The sequence below is a fragment of the Bacteroides gallinarum DSM 18171 = JCM 13658 genome, from assembly GCF_000374365.1.
Taxonomy (GTDB): domain Bacteria; phylum Bacteroidota; class Bacteroidia; order Bacteroidales; family Bacteroidaceae; genus Bacteroides; species Bacteroides gallinarum.
In genome coordinates this window covers 46,447-71,895 of the sequence record NZ_KB894127.1, presented here as the reverse complement: position 1 = coordinate 71,895, position 25,449 = coordinate 46,447, and the positions used below count along the sequence as shown (strand labels likewise).

At 51.5% G+C, this 25,449-nt stretch carries 19 protein-coding genes, 4 tRNA genes and 1 pseudogene; 12 read left to right on the top strand and 12 right to left on the bottom strand.

Going from position 1 to position 25,449, the window contains the following annotated elements:
- The first annotated feature begins 20 nt into the window (after nt 1–20).
- A complete protein-coding gene (locus tag C233_RS23610; RefSeq protein WP_081626110.1) occupies nt 21–371 on the top strand; it encodes a hypothetical protein in 351 nt (116 codons plus the stop codon).
- Here the strand turns inward: C233_RS23610 and C233_RS0109170 are convergent.
- The gene (locus tag C233_RS0109170; RefSeq protein WP_018667305.1) at nt 312–1,073 is read right to left on the bottom strand and encodes a response regulator transcription factor; all 762 of its coding nucleotides are present in this window, start codon (nt 1,071–1,073) and stop codon (nt 312–314) included. The two genes, C233_RS23610 and C233_RS0109170, sit on opposite strands and share 60 nt — an antisense overlap.
- 448 nt (nt 1,074–1,521) lie before the next feature.
- On the opposite strand from C233_RS0109170, the gene feoB reads away from it, so the two are divergent.
- The 3 genes from feoB (at nt 1,522) to C233_RS0109155 (ending at nt 4,328) form a co-directional block, all read left to right on the top strand.
- The gene (feoB, locus tag C233_RS0109165) at nt 1,522–3,993 is read left to right on the top strand and encodes a ferrous iron transport protein B (RefSeq protein WP_018667304.1); all 2,472 of its coding nucleotides are present in this window, start codon (nt 1,522–1,524) and stop codon (nt 3,991–3,993) included.
- On the top strand, nt 3,990–4,205 hold the full coding sequence (locus C233_RS24810; protein ID WP_025068818.1) for a hypothetical protein: 216 nt from the start codon (nt 3,990–3,992) through the stop codon (nt 4,203–4,205). Before feoB ends, C233_RS24810 begins: the two co-directional genes overlap by 4 nt.
- Nucleotides 4,206–4,256: 51 nt before the next feature.
- Nucleotides 4,257–4,328: transfer RNA gene (locus C233_RS0109155), tRNA-Cys, on the top strand.
- Between the two features lie 131 nt (nt 4,329–4,459).
- Here the strand turns inward: C233_RS0109155 and C233_RS0109150 are convergent.
- The gene (locus C233_RS0109150; RefSeq protein WP_018667303.1) at nt 4,460–4,684 is read right to left on the bottom strand and encodes a transposase; all 225 of its coding nucleotides are present in this window, start codon (nt 4,682–4,684) and stop codon (nt 4,460–4,462) included.
- Nucleotides 4,685–4,928: 244 nt separating this feature from the next.
- Between C233_RS0109150 and C233_RS0109145 the strand changes: the two genes are divergently transcribed.
- Nucleotides 4,929–5,975, top strand: coding sequence for a DUF2776 family protein (locus C233_RS0109145; protein WP_025068817.1), 1,047 nt, complete (start codon nt 4,929–4,931; stop codon nt 5,973–5,975).
- A 4-nt stretch (nt 5,976–5,979) separates the two neighbouring features.
- On the opposite strand, the gene pgl is transcribed toward C233_RS0109145, so the two are convergent.
- Genes pgl through gnd form a run of 3 tightly spaced genes read right to left on the bottom strand, consistent with a single transcriptional unit; the run spans nt 5,980 to nt 9,698 of the window.
- Nucleotides 5,980–6,684 carry a 6-phosphogluconolactonase gene (pgl, locus tag C233_RS0109140; RefSeq protein WP_018667301.1) on the bottom strand — a complete coding sequence of 235 codons (705 nt, stop codon included), beginning with the start codon at nt 6,682–6,684 and terminating at the stop codon, nt 5,980–5,982.
- A complete protein-coding gene (gene zwf / locus C233_RS0109135; RefSeq protein WP_018667300.1) occupies nt 6,681–8,177 on the bottom strand; it encodes a glucose-6-phosphate dehydrogenase in 1,497 nt (498 codons plus the stop codon). The genes pgl and zwf overlap by 4 nt, the downstream gene beginning before the upstream one ends.
- 45 nt (nt 8,178–8,222) lie before the next feature.
- The gene (gnd, locus tag C233_RS0109130) at nt 8,223–9,698 is read right to left on the bottom strand and encodes a decarboxylating NADP(+)-dependent phosphogluconate dehydrogenase (protein WP_018667299.1); all 1,476 of its coding nucleotides are present in this window, start codon (nt 9,696–9,698) and stop codon (nt 8,223–8,225) included.
- A gap of 239 nt (nt 9,699–9,937) precedes the next feature.
- Between gnd and gmd the strand changes: the two genes are divergently transcribed.
- The 6 genes and pseudogenes from gmd (at nt 9,938) to C233_RS0109100 (ending at nt 19,559) form a co-directional block, all read left to right on the top strand.
- Nucleotides 9,938–11,014: a GDP-mannose 4,6-dehydratase gene (gene gmd / locus C233_RS0109125; protein WP_018667298.1), complete on the top strand. Its 1,077-nt coding sequence runs from the start codon at nt 9,938–9,940 to the stop codon at nt 11,012–11,014.
- A gap of 263 nt (nt 11,015–11,277) precedes the next feature.
- Complete coding sequence (locus C233_RS0109120) at nt 11,278–12,360, top strand: GDP-L-fucose synthase family protein (RefSeq protein WP_018667297.1); 1,083 nt, start codon at nt 11,278–11,280, stop codon at nt 12,358–12,360.
- Between the two features lie 2 nt (nt 12,361–12,362).
- Nucleotides 12,363–14,778, top strand: a pseudogene (locus C233_RS22540) (TonB-dependent receptor).
- Between the two features lie 94 nt (nt 14,779–14,872).
- Nucleotides 14,873–16,531 (top strand): long-chain fatty acid--CoA ligase, encoded by a 1,659-nt coding sequence (locus C233_RS0109110; protein ID WP_018667296.1) that lies wholly within the window; start codon nt 14,873–14,875, stop codon nt 16,529–16,531.
- A gap of 218 nt (nt 16,532–16,749) precedes the next feature.
- A complete protein-coding gene (locus C233_RS0109105; RefSeq protein ID WP_025068816.1) occupies nt 16,750–18,303 on the top strand; it encodes a sulfatase in 1,554 nt (517 codons plus the stop codon).
- Nucleotides 18,304–18,335: 32 nt separating this feature from the next.
- Nucleotides 18,336–19,559, top strand: a complete 1,224-nt coding sequence (locus tag C233_RS0109100) for an LA_2272 family surface repeat-containing protein (RefSeq protein WP_018667294.1) — start codon at nt 18,336–18,338, stop codon at nt 19,557–19,559.
- Nucleotides 19,560–19,822: 263 nt separating this feature from the next.
- On the opposite strand, the gene C233_RS0109095 is transcribed toward C233_RS0109100, so the two are convergent.
- The 4 genes from C233_RS0109095 to C233_RS24970 all read right to left on the bottom strand — a co-directional run bounded on the left by C233_RS0109095 (nt 19,823) and on the right by C233_RS24970 (nt 24,131).
- Entirely contained in the window at nt 19,823–21,817 is a 1,995-nt protein-coding gene (locus C233_RS0109095; RefSeq protein WP_018667293.1) for a fructose-bisphosphatase class III, read from the bottom strand.
- An 87-nt stretch (nt 21,818–21,904) separates the two neighbouring features.
- Nucleotides 21,905–22,099, bottom strand: coding sequence for a hypothetical protein (locus C233_RS24485; protein ID WP_018667292.1), 195 nt, complete (start codon nt 22,097–22,099; stop codon nt 21,905–21,907).
- A gap of 73 nt (nt 22,100–22,172) precedes the next feature.
- Nucleotides 22,173–23,837 carry a putative transporter gene (locus C233_RS0109085; protein ID WP_025068814.1) on the bottom strand — a complete coding sequence of 555 codons (1,665 nt, stop codon included), beginning with the start codon at nt 23,835–23,837 and terminating at the stop codon, nt 22,173–22,175.
- 168 nt (nt 23,838–24,005) lie between these two features.
- On the bottom strand, nt 24,006–24,131 hold the full coding sequence (locus C233_RS24970; protein WP_262482827.1) for a hypothetical protein: 126 nt from the start codon (nt 24,129–24,131) through the stop codon (nt 24,006–24,008).
- 41 nt (nt 24,132–24,172) lie between these two features.
- Between C233_RS24970 and C233_RS0109080 the strand changes: the two genes are divergently transcribed.
- Nucleotides 24,173–24,877, top strand: a complete 705-nt coding sequence (locus C233_RS0109080; protein ID WP_018667290.1) for a hypothetical protein — start codon at nt 24,173–24,175, stop codon at nt 24,875–24,877.
- A gap of 270 nt (nt 24,878–25,147) precedes the next feature.
- Here the strand turns inward: C233_RS0109080 and C233_RS0109075 are convergent.
- The 3 genes from C233_RS0109075 to C233_RS0109065 form a co-directional block, all read right to left on the bottom strand.
- Nucleotides 25,148–25,220 (bottom strand) — tRNA-Lys (locus C233_RS0109075).
- Between the two features lie 14 nt (nt 25,221–25,234).
- Nucleotides 25,235–25,306 (bottom strand) — tRNA-Glu (locus tag C233_RS0109070).
- 55 nt (nt 25,307–25,361) lie between these two features.
- Nucleotides 25,362–25,448 (bottom strand) — tRNA-Ser (locus C233_RS0109065).
- Nucleotide 25,449: the final 1 nt, after the last annotated feature.

Genomic DNA, 25,449 nt, shown 5'->3' with positions numbered 1-25,449 from the left:
GCACTTCAATCCAGTATGTTATGACAGCACCGATATCTTACATAAATCTCTCCTGGGCAGTTGTGGGCATCATCGATAAGGATGTCCACAACTCCCTTTCATCCATGAAAAAAGCACATGAGCCTATCTGCAAAACCGTGGAAAGATATGTGTTGGGCTATATGGGATTCTGGAATATCGCCTTTATCAGGAAAGAGACGCTGAATGAATGCCACGATGAACATATAATTCAAAAGGCAAAGAAAAACATAGAACAATATGCGATGTCGCATCCCCCGCTCGCCACGCTGCCCAAGTTTTATATCGTCTTTCTAAATCAGCCTCAGATTGGCTGCGATGCCGACGGCCTCAGTGATGTTTACTGCATGTAATTTTTCAAACAGTTTTTTCTTGTGAAATTTCACGGTATTGGCATCAATGAAAAGAGACGCCCCGATTTCCATGTTAGACAATCCTTTGACCGAAAGCTGAAGAATATCCCTTTCACGTTCCGTCAGTTCTATTTCCGGCAACTTATGCCAATGCCGGCTCTCAAAGGAATAAAAAAAGCGGTCGGAACAGGTCGTATCCGATATGAGTACATTGCCCGTCATTTTTTGAGGAGATAATGATACGGTGCAAAGAGCCAGCCATATATCCCCTTTCCCGTTCAGCAGCACAGGCGCCAGCTTATGGTGGATTAGATGCAAATGATTGTCCGATGTCTTGATATGGAAATCATATTCTATTACATAATTCTGCCGCTTCTCCAAAGGTTTGCTGTAATAAAATTGAAATCCGGCACTGTTTATCTCCAAAAGCCGTTGAAGTTCGTTTTCAGGAACCACCTCAAAATAAAATGCATATCCTTTTTCCTTTACCTCTTCAGGAGAAAAGCCGCACAGAAATAAAGGATTGGCAGATACATACAGAAAATTCTTCCGATGATAATCTATTATATACAAGCTATTATTCGTGCTTTTAGCAATCGCATCGGCCATTGCAATACACACATTTACCCGTTCATACTCCTCCTCACTGATTTGCAGGTCATTGGGTAACGGCGAAAAAAAAGGTTTCCATTCTTGCTGCATATCACTTTTTCATAAACACACTGCAAAAATAGGATATTCACTTGAATAGACAGCCGGTTTTTCCTTTAATTTGTTGAAGTTCCATAATCACAACTGCATGTGGACGGCAATGAAACATCGCTTCGGCCGAAGCCTGCGCTTTCCTCCCTTGCCAGCGCGGTATGTACGACATCCGGGTGTCAACACATCCAACACCCGGATGTCGGCATGTTCAACATCCGGGTGTCGTACAGCCTGACACCCGGGTGTCGCGCAATCCTCCCCCGCAACGGAGGGAATTTTTCCCTGCCATACCGCCACTAACGCTTTCCGGCAGCCGTTTATTTGTGCCGCAATGCAGGATTTGCTTTTCCCGGCAGTCTCTTATTTAAAAACATTCTAAATTATTTGTGCTGTATGAACTTATCTTTTATCTTTGCGCCAAAAAAATAAAGAAAGACAAAAGACTATGCGTTTATCCGAATTGAAAACCGGTGAGAAAGGTGTAATCGTTAAAGTGCTGGGACACGGAGGTTTCCGCAAGCGAATCGTAGAAATGGGATTTATCAAGGGGAAAACCGTAGAGGTGTTGCTGAACGCCCCTCTGAAAGACCCTATCAAGTATAGGATAATGGGGTATGAAATCTCCTTGCGGCGCCAGGAAGCCGAGATGATTGAAATCGTGAGCGAAGAAGAAATGCGGCGGGAAGCCGTACAACTCGATTACCACAAAGGCCTGAGCGAAGACCTGCGTACAAACGAGGAGGAACTGAAACGTATCGCCTTGGGGAAACGGCGTACTATCAACGTGGCTTTGGTGGGAAATCCCAACTGCGGCAAGACCTCCCTTTTCAATATCGCCTCGGGCTCGCACGAACACGTGGGTAATTACAGCGGCGTCACCGTAGACGCCAAAGAGGGCTATTTCGACTTTCAGGGATACCACTTCCGCATCGTGGACTTGCCGGGCACTTACTCGCTTTCGGCTTACTCTCCCGAAGAGATTTACGTCCGCCGCCATATCATCAACGAAACTCCGGACATCATTATCAATGTGGTGGATTCGTCCAACCTGGAACGCAACCTGTACCTTACCACCCAACTGATAGACATGAACGTACGCATGGTTATCGCGCTCAATATGTACGACGAGCTGGAGGCGAGCGGCAATACGCTGGATTACGTCAAACTCGGCCAACTGTTCGGCGTACCGATGCTGCCCACTATCAGTCGCACCGGGAAGGGTATCGAACAGTTGTTCCACGTCATCATCGACATATACGAGGGCGGCGACTTCCTGGACAAGAAAGGCAAGGTACGTGCTGAAATCCTGAACGACCTGCGCAACTGGCACAAGGAGTACGTACCCGACCACGACTTCGGTACTCACAAAGAGGAGGAAGAACGGCCGGCCGGCTACTACCGCCATATCCACATCAATCATGGTCCGGAGCTGGAACGGAGCATCGAGGAGGTGAAGCGCGTTATCAGCGTCAACGAGGATATACGCTACAAGTACTCCACACGTTTCCTGGCTATCAAGCTGTTGGAGAACGACAACGACCTGGAGAAGATTGTACGTGAGTTTCCGAACGGTAAGGACATCATCGAAGTCCGCAACCGCGAGGAGCAGCGCCTCCGCAATGCAGTGAACGAAGACAGCGAGCAGGCCATTACGGATGCCAAGTACGGTTTCATCTCCGGCGCGCTCCGCGAAACCTATGTGGACAACCACGAAGACACGGCACGGACGACGCGTGTGATAGACTCTATCGTGACGCACCGCATATGGGGTTATCCTATCTTTTTCCTGTTTCTGTACCTGATGTTCGAGGGCACGTTCATCTTAGGAGATTATCCCATGCAGGGAATCGAATGGCTGGTAGGGGCGCTGGGCGACCTGGTTCGCGACAATATGTCCGAAGGCCCGCTGAAAGACTTGCTGATTGACGGTATCATCGGCGGTGTAGGCGGGGTTATCGTCTTTCTTCCTAATATTCTTATCCTGTATTTCTTCATCTCCCTAATGGAGGATTCCGGATATATGGCGCGCGCCGCCTTCATCATGGATAAAATCATGCATAAAATGGGGTTGCACGGCAAGTCCTTCATCCCTCTGATTATGGGCTTCGGCTGTAACGTACCGGCCATTATGGCCTCGCGCACTATCGAAAACCGCAAGAGCAGGCTGGTAACCATGCTTATCAACCCGCTGATGTCGTGCAGTGCACGCCTGCCCATTTACCTGCTGTTGGTAGGGGCTTTCTTCCCGAACAATGCCAGCCTGATGTTGTTATTGATTTATGCTATCGGCATCATGCTGGCGGTAGTTATGGCACGGCTTTTCTGCCGCTTCCTGGTGAAGGGAGATGACACGCCGTTCGTAATGGAGCTGCCCCCCTATCGTATACCGACTTCCAAGGCTATTTTCCGCCACACATGGGAGAAGGGCGCGCAGTACCTGCGTAAAATGGGAGGTATCATCATGATAGCTTCCGTGGTTATATGGGCGTTAGGGTACTACCCCAACCACGACGCATACGAGGATGTGGCCGAACAGCAGGAAAATTCCTATATCGGCAGGATAGGCAAGGCTATGGAACCGGTTATAGAGCCGCTGGGCTTCGACTGGAAACTGGGTATCGGTATCCTTTCCGGCGTAGGGGCTAAAGAGCTGGTGGTAAGTACGCTCGGAGTGCTGTACGTAGACGATGCCGAGGCCGATGCAGTGAGCCTGGGCGAGCGTATCCCGATTACTCCCCTGGTGGCATTCTGCTACATGGTATTCGTACTGATATACTTCCCGTGCATTGCCACGCTGGCGGCTATCAAAGGCGAGTCGGGCAGTTGGAAATGGGCGTTGTTCACGGCAGTGTACACCACAGCGCTTGCATGGTTGGTGTCCTTTGCCATTTATCAAATAGGAGGATTGTTCGGATGAATAATTGGCAGAGTTGGATAGTAGCACTTATCTTATTGTTGTGTATTATCCGTATCGGTCAGGGTGTTTACGCATTTTTTCGCAAGGTGAAGGAAAAACGGAACCCTTGCGAAAATTGCGCAACCGGTTGTGAATTAAAGGAGTTGTATGAAAAAAAGCGCAACGAGTGCAGCGGTGGTAGAAAAGAAACGAAGAAAAAATGTTGCGGATAGTTGGTAGTTCCAAAAAATGTACTACCTTTGCATCCGCAAACGAGAAAGATTGGTTCCTTGGATGAGTGGCTTAGTCAGCGGTCTGCAAAACCGTGTACGGCGGTTCGAATCCGCCAGGAACCTCAAAGAGAGTGAAATGGGGTTGTGTCAAAACGTTGACACAACCTTTTTTTATGATTTATAGTCCTACTATCTTTTCTTTTGTTTATGCTGCTTTTTTCGGGTCAACGTAAAAATCTGAGGGATTCATAAGATTAAGCATAAATTTTTGTTAGTCTGAAGAGAAAGAAAGCCCTGTCCTTTACTCCTCTGAACTGCGTTCTGAACTCTTTGATTTTAGCATTGAACGATTCCGAAGCTGCATTGGTGGAACGCCTGTCGAAAAAGTTGACGATTTCCAGATAATGTGTCTGTATGGAACGTACCACCCTTCCGAACGCAAGAAAACCGGACTTTTCAACCTCGTCATACCGGGTCAACGTAAAAATCTGAGGGATTCATAGATTAAGCATAAATTTTTGTTAGTCTGAAGAGAAAGAAAGGAGTCAACGTAAAAAGCCCTACACTGTCGTCCCCGCATCCAGAACCCGGCAACAATTGGAAGATAACACGTCTTGCACCCTGACCGAACCTGCCGAAGCCTTATATCCTATGAATAAAGTTTAAAATGAAAAACAAAGTCAGAACGCTGCTGTTAAAGGGGAAAAGTCAAAAAAGATAGTTATGAATTACGGAATCAGTATTCTTTTTCGAGCCATCCCCTTGCTAATGGCTCTGTTTTGTTTCGGTTACGGAACCTTCGTGCTCGGTATGGGAACAGACCCGGCCAGGTATGTTGCCGGGCCGGTAGTATTGTCACTGGGAATGATTTGCATCGCATTGTTCGCAACGGCGGCAACCATTATCCGGCAGATTATCCACACATACAGTACAGTCGCCAAATACGCCCTGCCCATTCTGGGTTACCTGGCTGCACTGCTGACCTTTATCTACGGTTGGGAGTATATGGGAGAAGCCCCTACCGCCAGCCACTTCGTAGCCGGGCACGTAGTCTGCGGCGTCGCCTTCATCACCGCCTGCGTAGCAACGACAGCCACCTCCTCCACCCACTTCACCCTTATACCGGCCAATTCCGATACAACAGGGCACGATACACCCCCGCAAGCCTTTAACGCAGCACAAGGCAGACTCCTTATTGCCGTTGCCGCATTACTGGCGCTCGCTACCTGGATATGGACATGCTGGCTGCTTGCCAAGAGCGATGTGCACAGCGCCTACTACGTAGCCGGGCACGTCATGGCAGGAATATCCTGTATCTGCACCAGCCTCGTGGCATTGGTGGCAACTATCGTACGCCAGATACGCAACAGTTACTCCCATGCCGAACGCAAGTGGTGGCCTATAACGGTACTTGCAATGGGAACACTCAGCATCCTTTGGGGACTACTGATAATGACGAATCCTATCCCTGCAAAATCCTCCATAGGATATATAATGATAGGGCTGGGGCTGGTTTGTTACAGCATCTCAAGCAAGGTCATACTACTGGCAGCAATCTGGCGTAACACCTTCAAGCTGGCGAACCGCATCCCGCTGATACCGGTATTGACCGCATTAGCCTGCCTGTTCCTGTCCGCTTTTCTTTTCGAAATGGCGGGCATACACGAAGTCTATTTCGTCCCTGCCCGCGTACTGGCGGGTTTAGGCGGTATCTGTTTCACACTTTTCTCCATAGTAAGCATACTGGAAAGCGGAACCTCAAAAGGGTAACCGCTTACCCGGCAGGCTTTATATCCGTAAAAATGTCCACATCTTCGGCATGATGCGCCACATAAGCCGCCGGGCCGGTATCGCCCGATTCCAGGATATCGTGAACGACATTCGTCTTACTCTTACCGGTAATCAGGAAAATGATTTTCCTAGCACTGAAAAGCAGGCAGCCTGTCATGGCAATACGCGGCTGGCCGCTATAAGGGTTTATGCTCTCCTCGTACGGATGAAAGGAAGACAGCAGACGCTCCTGACCGGGAAAAATGGACGACGTATGCCCGTCGTCGCCTGCCCCCAGCAATACCACATCGAAAGCCGGAAAGTCCCGGCGTAAAGGCACGGTACTGTAAACCAAATCCGAGTAGCGTTTCGCCTCCTGCGCCGGATGACGGCAAGCGCCGTAGATAGGATAGACGAACTCGTCCGGCATACCCACCTCACGCAGCAACAACCGGAGCATAGTACCGTAATTGCTGTCCGAATCGTTTACAGGCACGCAGCGCTCATCCACCCAGAAGATACGCATACGCATCCAGGGAGTCTCCTCGCGAAACTCATGCGCCCAGATATCGAACATCAGAGAAGGAGTGGTTCCCCCACTGAAAGCAAGGTAGAAAATCCGTTCCGGCTCCCGGTTCATCATGTCTATTATATACCGGATAAGGGCACGCGACGTCGAAGTAGCAGTAGGATAGATATAACTTTTCATAATTCGCAATATTCATCGGTATTCGTCAGATTCTTACACGGATTAGTCCATTCGACTCCATGTCCGCGCATCATAGCCTCGCTCTCCAAAGGCCCCCAAGTACCCACGGGATAGCCGTAAAGCGGCGCATCGGGATGCTCCTGCCAATACTTCAATACCGGGTTAAAGAAACGCCATGATGCATCCACGGCATCGCTACGTGTAAAGAGCGTCTGGTCTCCCTGTATACAATCCTCTATCAGACGGGCATATGCATCACCGGCAGGCAAGCCGCCCAGCCCGGAATAACTGAAATCCATCATCACCTGCCTTACATCGAAGCCCGGACCCGGCACTTTCATGCCGAATTTCAGCACGATACCCTCATTGGGCTGCAAACGTAAAATCAGCCTATTGGCACGCGGACAACGGCCGTCCTCGCAACGGAACATCTGATGTGGCGTTTCGCGGAAATGCACCACAATTTCGGTCACCTTGGTCGGCATCTGCTTCCCGGTACGGATATAAAAAGGAACGCCGCTCCAACGCCAGTTGTCGATACCGATTTTCATGGCAATGTAAGTTTCGGTACGGGAGTCGGGAGCAACGTTCTTCTCTTCACGGTAACCGGGCTTGGTGGCAGATGCGGTATATTGCCCGCGAACGATGTGTTCGTTCAAGTCTTCCTCGGTAAGCGGCGAGAGCGATTCATACACTTTCACCACTTCGTTACGGAAGTTATCGGCATTGAATACTGCCGGAGGTTCCATTGCAGTAAGCGCTACCAACTGGATAAGATGATTCTGCACCATATCCCGCAAAGCCCCCGTCCCTTCGTAGAAACCGCCGCGCTGCTCGATACCCAGGTTCTCTACTGCGGTAATCTCCACGTAGTCGATGTAATTACGGTTCCAAAGCGGTTCGAAGATACCGTTCGCAAAACGGAAAGCAAGGATATTCTGCGCCGTCTCCTTCCCCAGGAAGTGGTCTATGCGATAAATCTGATGCTCCTCGAACACCGAAGCATATATACGGTTCAGCTCGCGTGCCGACTCCAAATCATAGCCGAAAGGTTTCTCCACAATGATACGCGTATGAGGACGGTTCAAGCGGGCAGCTTTGAGGTGGAGAGGAATCACACCGTACAGAGAAGGCGGCGTAGCCAGGTAATACAACATGCCGTCGGGTTCCTGCTGCCCCGTCAACTCCCGGAGACGGACATCCAACTTGCCGTAATCGGCAGCATCGGCGGGGTCGAGAGAGAGGTAGTGCAAGCGGTTGCAGAAGCCGGTCATATATTCGTCCCCATACTCCTCCGGGGCAACGAAACGCTCTAACTCTACCCGGATATAAGTACGGTAAGTATCGTCCCGGTATCCGGTACGCCCGACACCCAAAACAACAAAGTTGTCCGGCAGACGATTATCCTTATATAAGGTATATAGTGCCGGCATCAGTTTGCGCTTCGTCAAGTCGCCGGAAGCGCCGAAAATTATCATCACAAATTTATTCATAGCTTTATTTTTTGTTTGGGGCATTCGCCGTGCTGCCGGCAGAGATTATACGTTGTATGTTCCCGACTTCGTGCTGCCGCCATGTCCAGTCCAATTCTCGTGGAAAAACTGTCCGCGCAGTTCGTCTACACGTTCAAAGGTATGCGCGCCGAAATAATCGCGTTGCGCCTGAATCATGTTTGCCGGCAACTTGGCAGAGACAAGCGAATAGAAATAGTTCAATGCCGACGAAAAGGCGGGAACCGGAAGTTCCTCCTTCATGGCCTGCGCCACCAGATGTTTCCAGCCGGAAAGCAATTGCTTCATCTCATTGCTGAAATAAGGAGCGAGCAGAAGATGCTGCGGCTTTTCGTCCTGTTCGAAGGCTGCGGCAATATCGTTGAGGAAGATACTGCGGATAATACAGCCGCCACGCCACATACGGGCTATGGAAGCCAGGTCGAGGTTCCAGCCGAAGGCGTCCGAGGCACGTTGCAATACGGCAAATCCCTGTGCATAAGACACCAACTTGGACGCATACAATGCCGAATAAATATCCTTCACCATTTCAGTCCTGTTATATACCACCTCCGTACGCCGGCATACAAAATGCTTGGACGCCGCTTCCCGTAATCCTTTCTGTGCCGACAGGCTGCGCTCAAAGACCGCCGTGGCAATCAACCCCAGCGGCATGCCCAATTCCATTGCATTGATTACCGACCATTTGCCCGTACCCTTTTGTCCGGCCGTATCCAGAATCTTGTCTATCAGATAACCGCCCGTCTTATCCTTATGTTGCAGGATATTGGCGGTAATCTCAATAAGATAACTGCGCAGCTTGCCTTCATTCCAGTGGGAAAAGACGGAAGCCATCTCCTCGTTATCCAGTTTCAGCAAATTCTTCATCACCCAGTAAGCCTCAGAGATAAGCTGCATATCGCCGTATTCGATGCCGTTGTGAATCATCTTGACGAAATGTCCCGAGCCCGCCGGTCCCACCCACTGGCAACACGGCGTACCGTCGGATGCCTGGGCTGCGATGCTTTGCAAAACCGGCTTCACAGCTTCCCACGCACTTGCAGAACCGCCCGGCATGATAGAAGCGCCGTTCAGAGCACCCTCTTCGCCACCGGACACGCCAGCCCCCACAAAACGGAATCCCTTCGCTTCCGCCGCCGCCACACGGCGGTTGGTATCCTCGTAGTTGGAGTTACCGCCGTCTATCAGTATGTCTCCCGGCGCCAACAGCGGAAACAGTTGCTCCATAAGCTCATCTACGGCGCTGCCGGCACGTACCATCATCATTATCTTGCGCGGAGCGGCAACAGATTCTACAAAGAGAGCCATATCCGTATAGCCTTCGATGCTTTTACCACGTGCGCGCCCGTTTACAAAACGCTCCACCACGCCCTCCTCGACTCCCGGAACAGTACGGTTATAGACCGAAACCCGCCAGCCCTTATCCGCCATGTTCAACGCCAGATTCTCTCCCATTACCGCCAAACCTATCAGTCCGATGTCGGTTTTATTTAAATTCTCCATATACTTGTAAAAATTATCTTTGTAGTTGAAACAAAAAGCAGCGCCTATTTGTTCGTATCGGTTGCGAAATTACCGTTTATTTTTTGCAGGAGGTTCGCCTATTGAAAAAGCCATTACAGCCATTTATGCAAAATAATGGATAATCGCCTGAATCATTTGCTGCATTAGCTTTGCCGTCTCGCAATAAATCACGATTTTTGCATACTGAAAAAAGCTATGAACCAGAAAACAATATAACAATGAAAAAAGCTCTAATCTCCGGAATCACCGGACAGGACGGCTCGTTCCTCGCAGAATTCCTGCTGCAAAAAGGATATGAAGTACACGGCATCATGCGCCGCTCTTCTTCGTTCAATACCGGACGCATCGAGCATCTGTACTTTGACGAATGGGTGCGCGATATGAAACAGAAACGGACTATCAACCTGCATTATGGAGATATGACGGACAGCAGTTCGCTTATCCGCATTATCCAGCAGGTACAGCCCGACGAGATATACAACCTCGCTGCACAGAGCCATGTAAAGGTGTCCTTCGATGTGCCCGAATACACTGCCGAGACAGACGCCGTAGGTACGCTGCGCATGCTGGAAGCCGTGCGTATCCTCGGACTGGAAAAGAAAACGAAGATATACCAGGCATCCACCTCCGAGCTGTTCGGCAAGGTACAGGAAGTGCCGCAGAAGGAAACTACCCCCTTCTATCCGCGCAGCCCGTACGGAGTAGCCAAGCAATACGGTTTCTGGATTACGAAGAACTACCGCGAAAGCTACGGTATGTTTGCTGTAAACGGCATCCTTTTCAACCACGAGAGCGAACGCCGCGGCGAAACATTCGTAACCCGCAAGATTACGTTGGCTGCTGCACGCATAGCACAAGGTTTTCAGGACAAGCTATACCTGGGTAACCTCGATGCACGCCGCGACTGGGGCTATGCCCGCGACTACGTGGAATGTATGTGGCTCATCCTGCAACACGATACGCCGGAAGATTTCGTGATTGCCACCGGAGAGATGCACACCGTACGCGAGTTTGCTACGCTGGCTTTCAAGGAAGTAGGCATACAACTGCGCTGGGAAGGCGAAGGAGTGGACGAAAAGGGCATCGATGTGAAAACCGGTAAAGTGCTGGTAGAAGTAGACCCGAAATATTTCCGCCCCTCCGAAGTGGAACAATTGCTGGGCGACCCCACCAAAGCCAAGAGCCTGCTGGGGTGGAACCCGCAGCAGACAAGTTTTGAAAAGCTGGTACGCATTATGGCGGAGCATGACATGAGGTTCGTGAAGAAGCTGCATTTGAGAAGCAAAGAGATTTAGACAAATAACTAATCTTCAGATATTTTCAAACAGAAGAAAGTCTTCAGGCAAAAAGCATCTTCAGAGAGGAGAATATTTGCAGATAAAGAACATTTGCAAACAAAAAGCATCTTCAAACAGAAGAACATTCGCAGACAGAAAAATAAATTCAAACAAAAACATTTTCAGACATAAGAACAAAAGAACAAATATAGGAAAGTAGAAATGAACAAACCGAATATGTTCTTTTGTTCTTATGTCTGAAAACATTTCCATTTATCACAATGCTAAACAAGAACGCCAAAATATACATCGCAGGACATCGCGGGCTGGTAGGTTCCGCTATCTGGAAAAACCTGCAAGAAAAAGGTTATACCAATCTCGTAGGCAGAACCCACCGAGAACTCGACCTGTTGGACGGAGTTGCCGTACGCCGCTTCTTCGATGAAGAACAACCGGAGTACGTATTCCTTGCCGCCGCTTTCGTGGGCGGTATCATGGCAAACAGCATCTACCGTGCCGACTTCATCTACAAAAACCTCCAGATACAGCAGAACGTTATCGGCGAAAGCTTCCGCCACAACGTAAAGAAACTGCTTTTCCTGGGTAGCACCTGCATCTACCCGCGCGATGCGGAGCAGCCGATGAAAGAAAACGCGCTGCTAACCTCCCCGCTGGAATACACCAACGAGCCGTATGCCATTGCCAAGATTGCCGGGCTGAAAATGTGCGAAAGCTTCAACCTGCAATACGGAACGAACTACATCGCCGTGATGCCCACCAACCTCTACGGACCCAACGACAATTTCGACCTGGAACGCAGCCACGTACTGCCCGCCATGATTCGCAAGATACACCTGGCGCACTGTCTGCAACAAAACGACTGGGATGCCGTATGCCGCGACATGAACCTGCGCCCCGTAGAAGGCATCGACGGTAACAGCAGCCGTGAAGAAATACTGAACATACTCGGCAAGTACGGCATCAGCGGAGAAGAAGTAAAACTCTGGGGTACAGGTACCCCCCTGCGCGAATTCCTCTGGAGCGAAGAAATGGCAGACGCCAGCGTATTCGTCATGGAGCACGTAGACTTTAAAGACACCTACGCCCCCGGCAGCAAGGACATCCGCAACTGCCACATCAACATCGGTACAGGCAAGGAAATCACTATCCGCCGACTTGCCGAACTGATTGTAGACACTGTGGGCTATCGCGGGAAACTCACCTTCGACAGCACCAAACCCGACGGCACGATGCGCAAACTCACCGACCCCGGCAAGTTGCACGCACTGGGCTGGCATCATAAGATAGACATCGAAGAAGGTGTAGAGCGGATGTACCGCTGGTACTTGGGCAACGACAAATAACAATGGCGGCATATCTCCGGTACATCGGCAGTATCGTATGCCTGGTACTCCTCCTCGGCATCGTCCCGGTAACGGCCTCCGCCGTTACCGTAACCTACCCCGTCCGGGGAAAAGTAATCGACAAGCATTCCCGGCAACCTATTGCCTATGCCAACGTAACAGTAACAGGCATTCCGGGCAAAGGAGCCTCCTCCGACTCGCTCGGCATATTCCGCATCGAACAAGTCCCCCCGGGGATATACCGCTTGGAGGCCACCTGCATAGGGTACGTCACCGTATCCACACCGGAATACATCATCTCTGCCACCACCCCGTTCATCGAAATCGAAATGGAAGAAGATGCCAACCTGCTGAATGCGGTCGTCGTAACACCCTCCCCTTTCCGACGGAGCATAGAAAGCCCGGTGAGCATGCGCGTTATCGGCCTGCAAGAGATTGAGAAAAGCCCCGGAGCCAACCGCGACATATCCCGCATCGTACGCGCCTATCCGGGCGTATCATTCTCGCCTATCGGCTACCGCAACGATTTGATTGTGCGGGGAGGCGCACCCTCCGAAAACCGTTTCTATATGGACGGCATCGAGATACCGAACATCAACCACTTCGCCACACAAGGCGCATCGGGCGGTCCGGTAAGCATCGTCAATGCCGACCTCATACGGGAGATTACATTCTACACCGGCGCATTCCCCACCAACCGTTCCGGAGCATTAAGCTCGGTGCTCGACTTCCGCCTGCGCGACGGCAACCCCGACAAACAGACCTTCAAGGCAACCCTCGGCGCATCCGAAGTATCCCTGAGCGGCAGCGGGCACTTCAACGACCGTACCACCTACCTCTTCTCCGTACGCCAGTCGTACCTGCAACTCCTGTTCAAGGTACTGGGCTTGCCCTTCCTGCCCAACTTCATAGACGGACAGTTCAAAATCAAGACCCGCCTTACGGAACACGACGAACTTACCGTGCTCGCCCTGGCAGGTATCGACAAGATGAAGCTGAATACGGACGAGAAAGGAGAAGACGCCGAATACCTGCTCAGCTACCTGCCCACAATCCACCAGGAAACATTTACCGTGGGAGCAGTGTACAAGCATTATGCCGGCAGGCACACACAGTCCGTTACCCTCAGCCACAACTACCTGAACAACCGCAACCTGAAATACCGCAACAACGACGACTCCTCCGAGGACAACCTCACCCTGCGCCTCCGTTCGGTAGAGCAGAAAACCACCGCCTTGTTCGAGAACCAAACCCGCCTCGGGCAATGGACGCTGAAAGAAGGTGTGGAACTCACCAACTCTATCTACACCAATAACTCCCGGCAGCTACTATACAAAGGCAATACGGATACCGGCAACCCGTTCTCACTATACGAAACCTCGCTCGACATCATCGGCTGGGGCGCTTTCTTCTCGTCCGACTATTCCACCCCGGACAACCGTTTCACCCTCTCCGCCGGCATCCGCATGGACGGCAACAACTACAACCGCAGCATGAAACAACTGTGGAAACAGTTGTCTCCCCGCCTCTCCGCCTCCTACAAACTGTCGGAACAATGGATACTGAACGGAAGCGCCGGACTTTACCACCAGTTGCCACCCTACACGGCGCTGGGCTACAAAAGCAATGACGGGCTCTACCTCAACAAATCCTTGAAATACATGCAAGTACTGGAAAGCAGCATCGGCATAGACTGGCATCTGCACGACCGGATTATGGTCTCCGCCGAAGGCTTCTTCAAGCGTTACAGCCGCATCCCCCTCTCCCTGCAAGACAATATCCCCCTTGCCTGCAAAGGCAACGACTACGGAGTGGTGGGCAACGAACTACTCGCCTCCACCGCCAGCGGCAGGGCATACGGCCTGGAAACGATGTTTAGGTGGCAAGTATCCGGCAAGTTCAACCTGGTATCCTCCTTCACCCTCTACAAAAGCGAGTACCGCAACCGCCCGGCAGACGATTACATCCCCTCCGCCTGGGACAACCGTTTCATCCTCAACATGAGCGGCACGTACAACCTGCCCAAACGTTGGAGCATAGGCGGCAAGGTGAGCTACATAGGCGGCGCACCCTACCCCCCCCTACGACGAGGACAAATCATCGCTCGTCACAGCCTGGGATGCCAAAGGCCAGCCCTATTACGACTACTCGCTCTACAATACCGGATGCTTGCCCGACTTCGCCCAACTGGATGTACGCGTAGACAAATCCTTCTACTTCCGCCGCTGCATGGTAGGGCTTTACTTAGACCTGCAAAACGTTACCGGCAGCAAGCTGAAACAACCCGACGTCATTATGAGCACGGGCATCATCGAAAACCCTTCCGCCCCTGCGTCCGAGCAACGCTACAAGATGAAATACCTCAAACAGGAAAGCGGAACCCTGCTGCCCACCCTGGGCGTCACCATAGAATTCTAAGAAATCCGGCGGAGTACTATTTTCCCCTAAAAGTTTGCATTCTCTATATAAACCCTTATATTTGCACAGTTTTCAACTAAATGTGCAATATGTAATGGAACAAAGTTTTATCGCCTATATAGAGAATAGTATAAAGGAAAACTGGGATTTGGACGCCCTGACCGACTATAAAGGAGCCACCCTTCAATACAAGGATGTAGCCCGCAAGATAGAAAAGCTGCATATCATTTTTGAGGCGAGCGGCATCGAGAAAGGCGATAAAATCGCTGTCTGCGGGCGCAACAGCTCGCACTGGGGAGTGACTTTCCTCGCCACACTGACGTACGGCGCAGTCATCGTACCCATTCTGCACGAATTCAAGGCAGACAACGTACACAACATCGTGAACCACTCCGAAGCCAAGCTCCTGTTCGTGGGCGACCAGGTGTGGGAAAACCTCAACGAAAACGCCATGCCTCTGCTGGAAGGCATCTTCATGATGACGGACTTTACCCTGCTCGTATCGCGCAACGAACGGGTAACCTACGCCCGCGACCACCTCAACGAGATGTTCGGCAGGAAATTCCCCAAGAACTTCCGCAAGGAACACATCGACTACCACAAAGACCAACCCGAAGAGCTGGCGGTCATCAACTATACATCCGGAACCACCAGCTACTCGAAAGGCGTGATGCTGCCCTACCGCAGCCTATGGTCCAATACCAAGTTCGCCTTCGAAGTACTGCCGTTGAAAGCCGGCGACAAGCTGGTATGTATGCTGCCCATGGCGCATATGTACGGGCTTGCGTTCGAATTCCTGTACGAGTTCGCCGTAGGCTGCCACATCTACTACCTCACCCGCATGCCGAGCCCGAAGATTATCTTCCAGGCCTTTGCCGAGGTAAAACCCAACCTCATCGTGGCCGTGCCGCTCATCATCGAAAAGATTATCAAGAAAAGCGTGCTGCCCAAGCTGGAAACCCCAACCATGAAACTATTGCTGAAAGTGCCTATTATCAACGACAAGATAAAATCCACCGTACGCGAGCAAATGGTACAAGCCTTCGGCGGCAACTTCGCGGCAATCATCGTGGGCGGTGCAGCCTTCAACCAGGAGGTAGAACAATTCCTGCGCATGATAGACTTCCCCTACACCGTAGGCTACGGCATGACGGAATGCGGTCCTATCATCTGCTACGAAGACTGGGCACGCTTCAAACCCGGTTCCTGCGGTAAGGCCGCTCCGCGAATGGAAGTGAAAATCCTCTCGTCCGACCCGGAAAACATCCCCGGCGAAATCGTTTGCCGAGGTCCCAACGTCATGTTAGGTTACTACAAAAATCAGGAAGCCACCGAGCAGGTAATAGACAAGGAAGGCTGGCTCCACACCGGCGACCTCGCCCTAATGGATGCCGAAGGCAACGTTACCATTAAAGGACGCAGCAAAAACATGCTCCTCGGACCCAGCGGGCAGAACATCTACCCCGAAGAGATAGAAGACAAGCTGAACAACCTGCCGTATGTAGCCGAAAGCATCATCGTGCAGCAGAACGAAAAACTCGTAGGGCTGGTATACCCCGACTTCGACGATGCCTTCGCCCACGGGCTGAACAACGACGACATAGAGCGCGTCATGGAAGAAAACCGTGTAGCGCTGAATGCCGAGTTGCCCGCTTACAGCCAGATATCGAAAATGAAAATATACCCCGAAGAATTCGAAAAGACACCCAAGAAATCCATTAAACGTTTCCTATACCAGGAAGCGAAAGGATAAGACGAAACAACGGATAGCAGTGAGTGATTAGCGGGCAGCAGGTTATGCGGTCTGCGCTGATTGTTCACCGCTATTCTTCATTCAATACCAATCCCTAACCATTAATCATTAATTACTAACCGTTAATCATTAAGCATTAATCACTAACCCCTAATCACTAATTACTAACCGTTAATCATTAAGTATTAATCACTAACCTCTTATTCAATTTTTTCTCCATGAAAAACGAATTACTGTTATCTGCTGCGCTACTTCCGCTATGCGGAATGGCGGGAGAGGCGAAAGCGATGCCTCAAGGCGAGGCCGCGCCTGCAACGGACAAACGTCCCAACATCATTCTATTCTTAGTAGACGACATGGGGTGGCAAGACACCTCCCTACCCTTCTGGACTCGGCGTACCCATTACAACGACACGTATCATACGCCCAATATGGAACGGCTGGCAACCCAGGGCAAGATGTTTACACAAGCCTATGCCTGTAGCATCAGCTCACCCACACGCGTCAGCCTTTTTACGGGCATGAACGCCGCACGCCACCGGGTAACGAGCTGGACGCTGCGCAAGAACACCACCCACGAGGAGCCGGACTCCGTTATGATTTACCCCGAATGGAACGTCAACGGTATCTGCCAGGAACCCGGCGTGGAACGCACCACGCAAGTTACCTCGCTGGCACAAATACTCAAAGACAACGGTTACCACACCATACACTGCGGTAAAGCCCACTTCGGCGCCAACGACACCCCCGGAGCCGACCCGCTGAAAATGGGCTTCGACATAAACATCGCCGGCCATGCGGCAGGCTCGCCCGCCAGCTACTACGGCATGGAAAATTTCGGCAACAAACCCGGCGGCAAAAGCCCCCTGGCTGCCGTACCCGGACTGGAGAAATACCACGGAACGGACACCTTCCTGTCCGAAGCCCTCACCATAGAAGCCGAAAAAGCGCTGGACGACGCACAGCAGCTCACCAAGCCCTTCTTCCTCTACATGGCACACTACGCCATTCACACGCCGATACAGCCCGACATGCGTTTTTACCAAAAATACCTGGACAAAGGACTGCCACCGGTAGAAGCGGCATATGCCACGTTAATCGAAGGCATGGACAAGAGCCTCGGCGATATAATGGACTACCTGGACAAGAACAATCTTACCGATAACACCGTCCTGCTTTTCATGTCCGACAACGGCGGACTGGCAGCGCACACCCGCGCCGGACAGCTCCACGTACAGAACTACCCGCTCAACAGCGGCAAAGGCTCCGCCTACGAAGGCGGGGTGCGCGAACCGATGATTGTACGCTGGCCTGGCGTAGTACCCCCCGCAACCCGGTGCGACCATTACCTGATGATAGAGGACTTCTTCCCCACCATTCTCGAAATAGCGGGCGTGAAACATTACAACACGGTACAGCAGCGCGACGGCATCAGCTTCCTGCCCCTGCTCACCGGCAAAGGCGAAGTACCCGACCGTGATATCTACTGGCATTATCCGCACAGTTGGGGCCCCTCCGGACCGGGCATAGGCGCCACTTGCTCCATTCGCTCCGGAGAGTGGAAACTGGTGTACTACTTTGACAGCGGCAAGCACGAACTGTTCAACATCCCTGCCGACATCAGCGAAAAGCACGACGTAGCTGCCGATAACCCGGAACTCGTAAAGAAACTCTCCGGAAAGCTAAGCGACTATCTGCGCTCGGTAGATGCACAGCGCCCTACGTTACGCGCCACCGGACAGCCAGCGCCCTGGCCGGACGGGAAACTATAATAACGTACTAAAGAAACATTACAATAACAGTTATGAAACGCATCTTCTCACTCATCTGCCTGTCCCTGCTCACCGCAGGGACAGTTCATGCCGGGGCGGGCAAACAACCGTCCGCCCACAAGGAGAAAACTGGTATCAACCTCTCTCTTTGGAAAAACATTGCCACACAACGTACGGACACGGTTGGAAGTACATTTTTCAATCTCGGCGTCTTCTCTGCCATGAACCGCATGAACGGTGTGGGAGTGAATGTACTGGGAGCGGTTACAAACAGAAGCATGAACGGAGTACAGCTTTCCGGCATATCCAATATGGTGGGAGAAAGCATGCGGGGCATACAGATAGCGGGCATCACCAATATCAACGGCGATAACCTCAGCGGCGTATCGCTTTCCGGGCTTGTGGGCATCACCGGCAATTATGCGCAGGGAGTAGTCCTCTCCGGACTTGCCAACATTACAGGTAACAACAGCAGCGGCGTCCTCGTAGGCGGTCTGTTGAACATCACAGGCGAGGAAGCTGCCGGCGTACAGCTTGCCGGGCTTGCCAACATTGCAGGCGGCGACTTTGCAGGCATCACCGCCTCCGGACTACTGAATGTCGTAGGCGAAAACCTCGAAGGGGTACAGTTCTCCGGACTGTGCAACATCGCTGCCGACGATATGAAAGGGCTGCAAATTGCCGGCATCGGCAACATCGCAGGCGGCACTGCCACCGGTGTGCAGCTCGCACCCGTCAATGTAGCCATTCGTGCCAAAGGGCTCCAAATAGGTCTGGTGAACTATTATAAGGAAAAGCTGGACGGCTTCCAACTGGGACTGGTCAATGCCAACCCGGACACCAAAGTGCAGATGATGCTTTTCGGCGGCAACGCCACGAAACTGAACATCGCCGCCCGTTTCAAGAACAAGCTGTTCTACACCATTCTCGGCGGCGGCACGCATTTCCTGGATTTCAGCGACAAATTCTCCGGCGCACTGTTCTACCGTGCCGGGCTGGGTCTGCCCGTTTACAAAGGACTGTCCGTCAGCGGCGACTTAGGCTACCAGCATGTGGAAACCTTCAAGAACAAAAATTACGGCTTCCCCGCCCGCCTCTATTCCCTCCAAACCCGCATAAACCTCGAATACCGTCTCACAGACTGCCTGGGAATATTCGTTACGGGCGGTTACGGCTGGGACAGATATTACGACCGGAATGCCTGCTTCGACAAGGGCGCTATCGTGGAAGGCGGCGTGGTGCTGTTCAAGTATTAAACACCTGCCAGCAACAAGAAACCCCGTCCTACAAGACAAAAAATCTATTCTGCAAGATGAATAAATCCGCCTCATGAGACAAAAAAATCCGTCCCGCAAGATGAATAAATCCGTCTCACGGGACAAAAAAATCCGTTCCGCAAGATAAATAAATCCGCCTCACGGGACAAAAAAATTGTCCCACAGGGCTATTCACCCCGCGAGACAAAACCTATACAATCCCTGATAGCAATCCGGCTGCGCAAGAGCGCGGCCAACAGCTATCAGAAAATCTCCTTCTCCTTGATAAAGCCCGTCCGGTAGGCAACCAACAGCTTCTTCAAGTCCTGGATTTGCGTTACGAGCTGTTTGCCCTTATCCGTATCCTTCACCATCATACGCTGCGAGTTGAACTCGATAACGAATGTGGTGGACTTAATATCCTGCCCCTCCTCTATCGCCTTCTGACGGCTTTGGAAAGGGTCGTGCTGCACCAACTGCATGCCGTGTGAATGATACACCAGCGTATAACCCGCAATACCCGTCTCGGGCTGGTAAGCCTTGGAGAAACCGCCGTCAATTACCAACAGCTTGCCGTCCGCCTTTATGGGGCGTTCGCCCTTAATGGTCTTTACAGGCACATGCCCGTTGATGATATGCGAATGAGGCCCCGGCTCCACACCGAACTCCGCCAGGATACGGTCGCAGATATCCGCACGGTTGCGGAGCGTGTAGTAATACCCCTTGCTCTCTTTGTGCAGCGCTTTGTCGGCAACGAAGTAACGCTCGAAAGTAGCCATTTTATCCTTGTCGAAAGACGGCGCGTCCGGCCCGCACCACATATACCACATATAGTCCAGCGCGAAGTCCTTTTCCTTGGAACCGTCCTCGTCGAAGTAAGCGGTACGGATAAGCTGGTCGGTCTTTTGCAGCAGCTTGTGCCCCCAGTACTCTTTTTTGCCGATACGCACATGCTTGAAACTACCGTCCTCGTTCAAGGGCACGGATGCGTGGTACAGCAGGTTGCTGTTGCACACCAGGTACATGCCGCCGTAAGTGAACAGACAGCGCATATGCTTCTTCAGCTTCTCGCTGTTCATGAACGAGGCATGGATTTTATCCACAAGCTCCCGCTCCTCATCGGTCAGGCGGTATGGGTCGGCAGGGTCGATAGTCGGGAAGTTGGCATCGCGCAACGCATACTCTTTCCCCTCGTACACGAACACTCCCCGCTCGAAGTCTATCATATGCAGCAGCTTCCGGTTCTCCATGCCGAACTCCGGACGGCGGTCTATAATCTCCGCCTCCAGCTTAAGCTGGATAACCGTAATAGCCTTGTGCATCTGCGTAATCAGCCGCAGCGTCTTTTCGTTGTAATTGGCATCGGCGAAGTTCATCTTCGGGGCAAAAATAGCGCAAGGGTCGTCGGCATAAGTATCCATTGCGAATGTAGCCAGCGGCAGCAGGTTGATGCCGTACCCGTCCTCCAATGTCGCGAGGTTGGCGTAGCGCATGGACATGCGGATAACGTTCGCTATGCAGGCATCGTTGCCCGACGCAGCTCCCATCCACAAAATATCGTGGTTGCCCCACTGGATGTCGAAGTTATGATAGTCGCAGAGCGTATCCATGATGATGTGCGCACCCGGACCACGGTCGTAGATGTCTCCCACAATGTGCAGGGAGTCTATTGTAAGCCGCTGGATAAGGTTGCACATGGCTATGATAAAGTCGTCCGCACGCTTGGTAGAGATTATCGTACTGATAATGACGTTGATGTAGGCATGTTTGTTGGGCTCTACGCTGGACTCGTGCAGCAGCTCCTGAATAATGTACGAAAACTCTGCCGGCAACGCCTTGCGCACCTTCGAGCGCGTATATTTTGAAGAAACATTCTGGCAGACCTTCACCAACTGGTTCAGGGTGATAAGATACCAGTCGTCCAAGTCCGTTTCCTGCTCCTTTATCAGTTGCAGCTTCTCCTCCGGGTAATAAATCAGCGTACAGATTTCTTTCTTCTCGCTTTCGCGCAACGTATGCCCGAAGATTTCATTCACTTTCCGCTTCACCGCTCCCGAAGCGTTCTTCAATACATGCTGGAAAGCCTCGTACTCTCCATGAATATCCGTCAGGAAATGTTCCGTACCTTTAGGCAGGTTCAGAATAGCTTCCAGATTGATAATTTCCGTACTGGCATCGGCTATGGTAGGAAAACTGCGCGACAACAGTTGCAGGTAACGCAAGTCGCTGATAATACTTTCCGGAGTAATAGTTCCCATGATAATATTTTTAGATTTATGATTTCAACTTTATAATTTGCCGGTGAACGGTCTGCGGTTCAATCCTGGCTCTCAGGTTCCGGTTCTTTATTTCCGATTTCCCGGCTTCCAGCTTTTCATATCGTTTTCCCGCTTCCGATTCCTCATCCCGTTTCCGGTTTCCGATTCTTCATTCCTGTTTTCTCGTTTCCGGCTTTTCATCCCCTTTCTCCGCTTCCGGTTCCTCATCCCGTTTCCCGCTTCCGGTTCTTCATTCCCGTTTTCCCGTTTCCGGCTTTTCATCCCCTTTCTCCGCTTCCGGTTCCTCATCCCGTTTCTCCGTTTCCGGTTCTTAATTCCGCTTCTCGGTCGGCCATTAAGTTATCAGAAACATCAGCAGCACTTGGGCTATGATAACGCGCAAAAACATACACACCGGATATACCGTGGCATAGGCAACGGACGGATTATCTCCCGGAATGGTGTCATTGGCATAGTTCAGCGCCATGGGGTTCGCCATGCTTCCACATAACATGCCCGCCACAGACCCGAAATCCACCTTCATCCCTTTAAAGGCAATCACACCTACTATCAATACCGGTACGAGCGTCAGGACAAAACCGGCGGCAACCCACAACAAACCTTCCGGACGGAATACCGTGTCAAAGAAATGCGCACCGGCATCCAAGCCCAGGCAGGCAAGGTAAAGCGACAACCCCAAGGCGCGGAGCATCAGGTTGGCGCTACGGGTGGTATAGGTTATCATATGCATTCTCGGCCCGAAAGTACCTATCAGGATGCCCACGATAATAGGACCGCCAGCCAACCCCAACTTTACCGGAGCGCTGATGCCCGGCAGCGAGATAGGAACAGCGCCCAACGCCAGCCCCAGAATAATACCTATAAATACCGCTACCAGGTTCGGCTCCTTCAAGCTCTTGATAGCGTTGCCCAATACCTTCTCCACATTCTGTATGGCAGCCGCCTCACCTACCACCGTCAGGCGGTCGCCCAACTGCAAGGTAAGCTCCGCCGTAGCAAGCAACTGCACGCCACTGCGGTACACACGGCTGATGTTGATACCGTAATGATTGCGCAGGTGCAGCGAGCCCAGCTTCTTTCCGTTCAGCTCGGGACGCGTCACCACGATACGCTGCGAAATAAGCTGGCTGTCTATGGCATTCCAGTCTATATCTTCCTTATTCCAGTCGGTATGCTCCTGCTCGCCGAAGAGTACGGTCAGCGCCGGGGCATACTTCTCCGAAGTCACTACCAAAAGGCGGTCACCCTCCTTGATAACCTTCTCGGAGGTGGGGATACTTACACTGCCGTCCCGCCACAAACGCGAGATAACGAACTTCGGATAATGCAGCCCGCCTATCTCCTTGATACTTTTATCGAAAATAGCCGGATTATGAACCTGGAACGCTGCAATATACGTTTTGTTCGCATCATCTTTCTCTTTCTGTTCCAAGTCCTCCTTGCGCACCAACGCCTTACGTATCACCAGCACGGCAAGGATAACCCCTACCACACCCAACGGATAGGCCACCGCACACCCCAAAGCCGGCGTACTGGCTTCCAGCCCCATTTGCTTCAAAGTCTGCTGCGCCGCACCCAGCGCCGGCGTATTCGTCGTTGCACCACACAGGATACCCACCATGTCCGGCAGCGAGATACCCAGCCCGTAACTGCCCAGCACCGCCATTAACGTACCTATCAGCACCACGCCCAGCGCCAGCATGTTCAGTTGCACGCCACCCTTGCGGAAAGAACTGAAAAAGCCCGGTCCCACCTGTAAGCCCAGCGCATACACGAATATCACCAGTCCGAAACTTTCCGCGTAGTTCAGCATCTGCGGGTCGATAGACAGCCCGAAATGCCCGGCAAGAATACCGGCGAAGAAAACGAACGTCACCCCCAGGGAAATGCCGCAGATATGCACCTTCCCCAAGCCCAGTCCTATTGCGGAAATCAGCGAGAGCACCACCACCGCCTGCAGAGCGGAGTGTTCGACGAACAAACTATATAGCCATTCCAAAGTGTTACGGTTTTATCTACAATTCAGGAGTGCAAAGATAGGAAGTTCCGCGAAGCCTAAAAAGATAAATGCAGGAAATTCGCTCGAAGTCCGTTATTTCCCGCCTTTCACTTGTGCAAACAGTTTTTTATACCTACATTCACGATGTGAAACACCCCATTACACCGGTTATATACCTAACTCCCGTCGCCGACCGGATGTCACGACCGGAAGCCGCCCCACCTCCGTAGACAGCCTGCCGGCAAGTGCAGGCAGCAAGTAGGGAGCTTCGCACCTCTCTCTTCCGCAGAGCATTCCCATTCCCTTCATTATTAACCCGACCAGCAGATACCCGCATGACAACAAGTAAACACAACATATCCGGCTATATCCTGACATTCGTTTTCTTATGGATAGGAACGTCGATGCACGCACAGGAAAAAGAACCGGCAAAATACTGGAAAGTAGAACTGACGGGAGCAGTCAACACATACGACGGCTGGGAAGTGGAGCCCTCCATAACCTACCAGCCTATCCGGTATATCGGGCTGACAATGGGACTACTGTTCTGCAACCCCATAAACCAGAGCGGTTTCATCGGAGAGTCGCAAGACAAGCAATGGTACTGGAATGCGGTAGACGACGATAACGGAAGCTACCTCTTTGCCCTGCGTCCTTCCCTCCAGTTCACCTCGCCCGCCATATGGCTGGGTGCGGATAAAGAGTACGCCCTATCCTTCTCCATTTCTCCCGGGATAACCATGCCCTTACCTTCCAACCGCGAATTCAACATCGAATACTTCCCGCAGAAAGAGGGGGCATGGACCGCCTTTAAGACAGAACATGTCAAGAACAAGGACGCCACCCTCGTTTACTACCACCTTAAAAGCGCGTTATCGCTCGAAATCGACGACAGCATCATCCTTTCAATGGGATACACCCTCTCCAACTTCGACCTATACGGCGGAAGCCGCAACATCGTTATCGAAGGCAAAAAGCTGAACCCGGAAAGGTACCGCCTCATGCATTCCTTCTTCGTAGGCATCGGCTACCGCTTCTAAAGACGAACGACATAAATTGCGGTTCTTGCTGTTGGGAAAGCGGATACATAGGTTGACACGAATTTTAAATTTTCAGACAAAAGAACAAAAAGACAAAAGAGGAAAATAGGTTCTTTTGTCCTTATGTCTAAAATAAAACCTATGAAATCTATATCATCCGCCAAGAAATAAAAAATCCGTGTCAATCCGTGCAATCTGTGGTGAGTCTTACGTTGCCCTCTATACAAAAAAACAAAAGACCCGTTATCAATGATAACAAGCCTCTTTAAGTACACCCTCAGGGATTCGAACCCTGGACCCACTGATTAAGAGTCAGTTGCTCTACCAACTGAGCTAAGAGTGCATACCGTAAGTGTGTAGTGGATACGAGAATCGAACTCGTATTGCATGCGTGAGAGGCATGTGTCCTAACCGTTAGACGAATCCACCGAATTTCAAGGAAAGTGCCGGCGCTATAACCGATGCCTTTCGTTTCATCCTTTTGCGGAAGCTGGGGGATTCGAACCCCCGGTACGGTAACCCGTACGTCAGTTTAGCAAACTGGTGGTTTCAGCCACTCACCCAAACTTCCT

Bases quoted from the DNA above. Each gene is read 5' to 3' on its own strand.
- C233_RS23610 (WP_081626110.1), top strand. From the start codon at position 21: ATGACAGCACCGATATCTTACATAAATCTCTCCTGGGCAGTTGTGGGC.
- C233_RS0109170 (WP_018667305.1), bottom strand. From the start codon at position 1,073: ATGCAGCAAGAATGGAAACCTTTTTTTTCGCCGTTACCCAATGACCTG.
- feoB (WP_018667304.1), top strand. From the start codon at position 1,522: ATGCGTTTATCCGAATTGAAAACCGGTGAGAAAGGTGTAATCGTTAAA.
- C233_RS24810 (WP_025068818.1), top strand. From the start codon at position 3,990: ATGAATAATTGGCAGAGTTGGATAGTAGCACTTATCTTATTGTTGTGT.
- C233_RS0109145 (WP_025068817.1), top strand. From the start codon at position 4,929: ATGAATTACGGAATCAGTATTCTTTTTCGAGCCATCCCCTTGCTAATG.
- pgl (WP_018667301.1), bottom strand. From the start codon at position 6,684: ATGAAAAGTTATATCTATCCTACTGCTACTTCGACGTCGCGTGCCCTT.
- zwf (WP_018667300.1), bottom strand. From the start codon at position 8,177: ATGAATAAATTTGTGATGATAATTTTCGGCGCTTCCGGCGACTTGACG.
- gnd (WP_018667299.1), bottom strand. From the start codon at position 9,698: ATGGAGAATTTAAATAAAACCGACATCGGACTGATAGGTTTGGCGGTA.
- gmd (WP_018667298.1), top strand. From the start codon at position 9,938: ATGAAAAAAGCTCTAATCTCCGGAATCACCGGACAGGACGGCTCGTTC.
- C233_RS0109120 (WP_018667297.1), top strand. From the start codon at position 11,278: ATGCTAAACAAGAACGCCAAAATATACATCGCAGGACATCGCGGGCTG.
- C233_RS0109110 (WP_018667296.1), top strand. From the start codon at position 14,873: ATGGAACAAAGTTTTATCGCCTATATAGAGAATAGTATAAAGGAAAAC.
- C233_RS0109105 (WP_025068816.1), top strand. From the start codon at position 16,750: ATGAAAAACGAATTACTGTTATCTGCTGCGCTACTTCCGCTATGCGGA.
- C233_RS0109100 (WP_018667294.1), top strand. From the start codon at position 18,336: ATGAAACGCATCTTCTCACTCATCTGCCTGTCCCTGCTCACCGCAGGG.
- C233_RS0109095 (WP_018667293.1), bottom strand. From the start codon at position 21,817: ATGGGAACTATTACTCCGGAAAGTATTATCAGCGACTTGCGTTACCTG.
- C233_RS24485 (WP_018667292.1), bottom strand. From the start codon at position 22,099: ATGAAAAGCCGGAAACGGGAAAACGGGAATGAAGAACCGGAAGCGGGA.
- C233_RS24970 (WP_262482827.1), bottom strand. From the start codon at position 24,131: ATGCTCTGCGGAAGAGAGAGGTGCGAAGCTCCCTACTTGCTGCCTGCA.
- C233_RS0109080 (WP_018667290.1), top strand. From the start codon at position 24,173: ATGACAACAAGTAAACACAACATATCCGGCTATATCCTGACATTCGTT.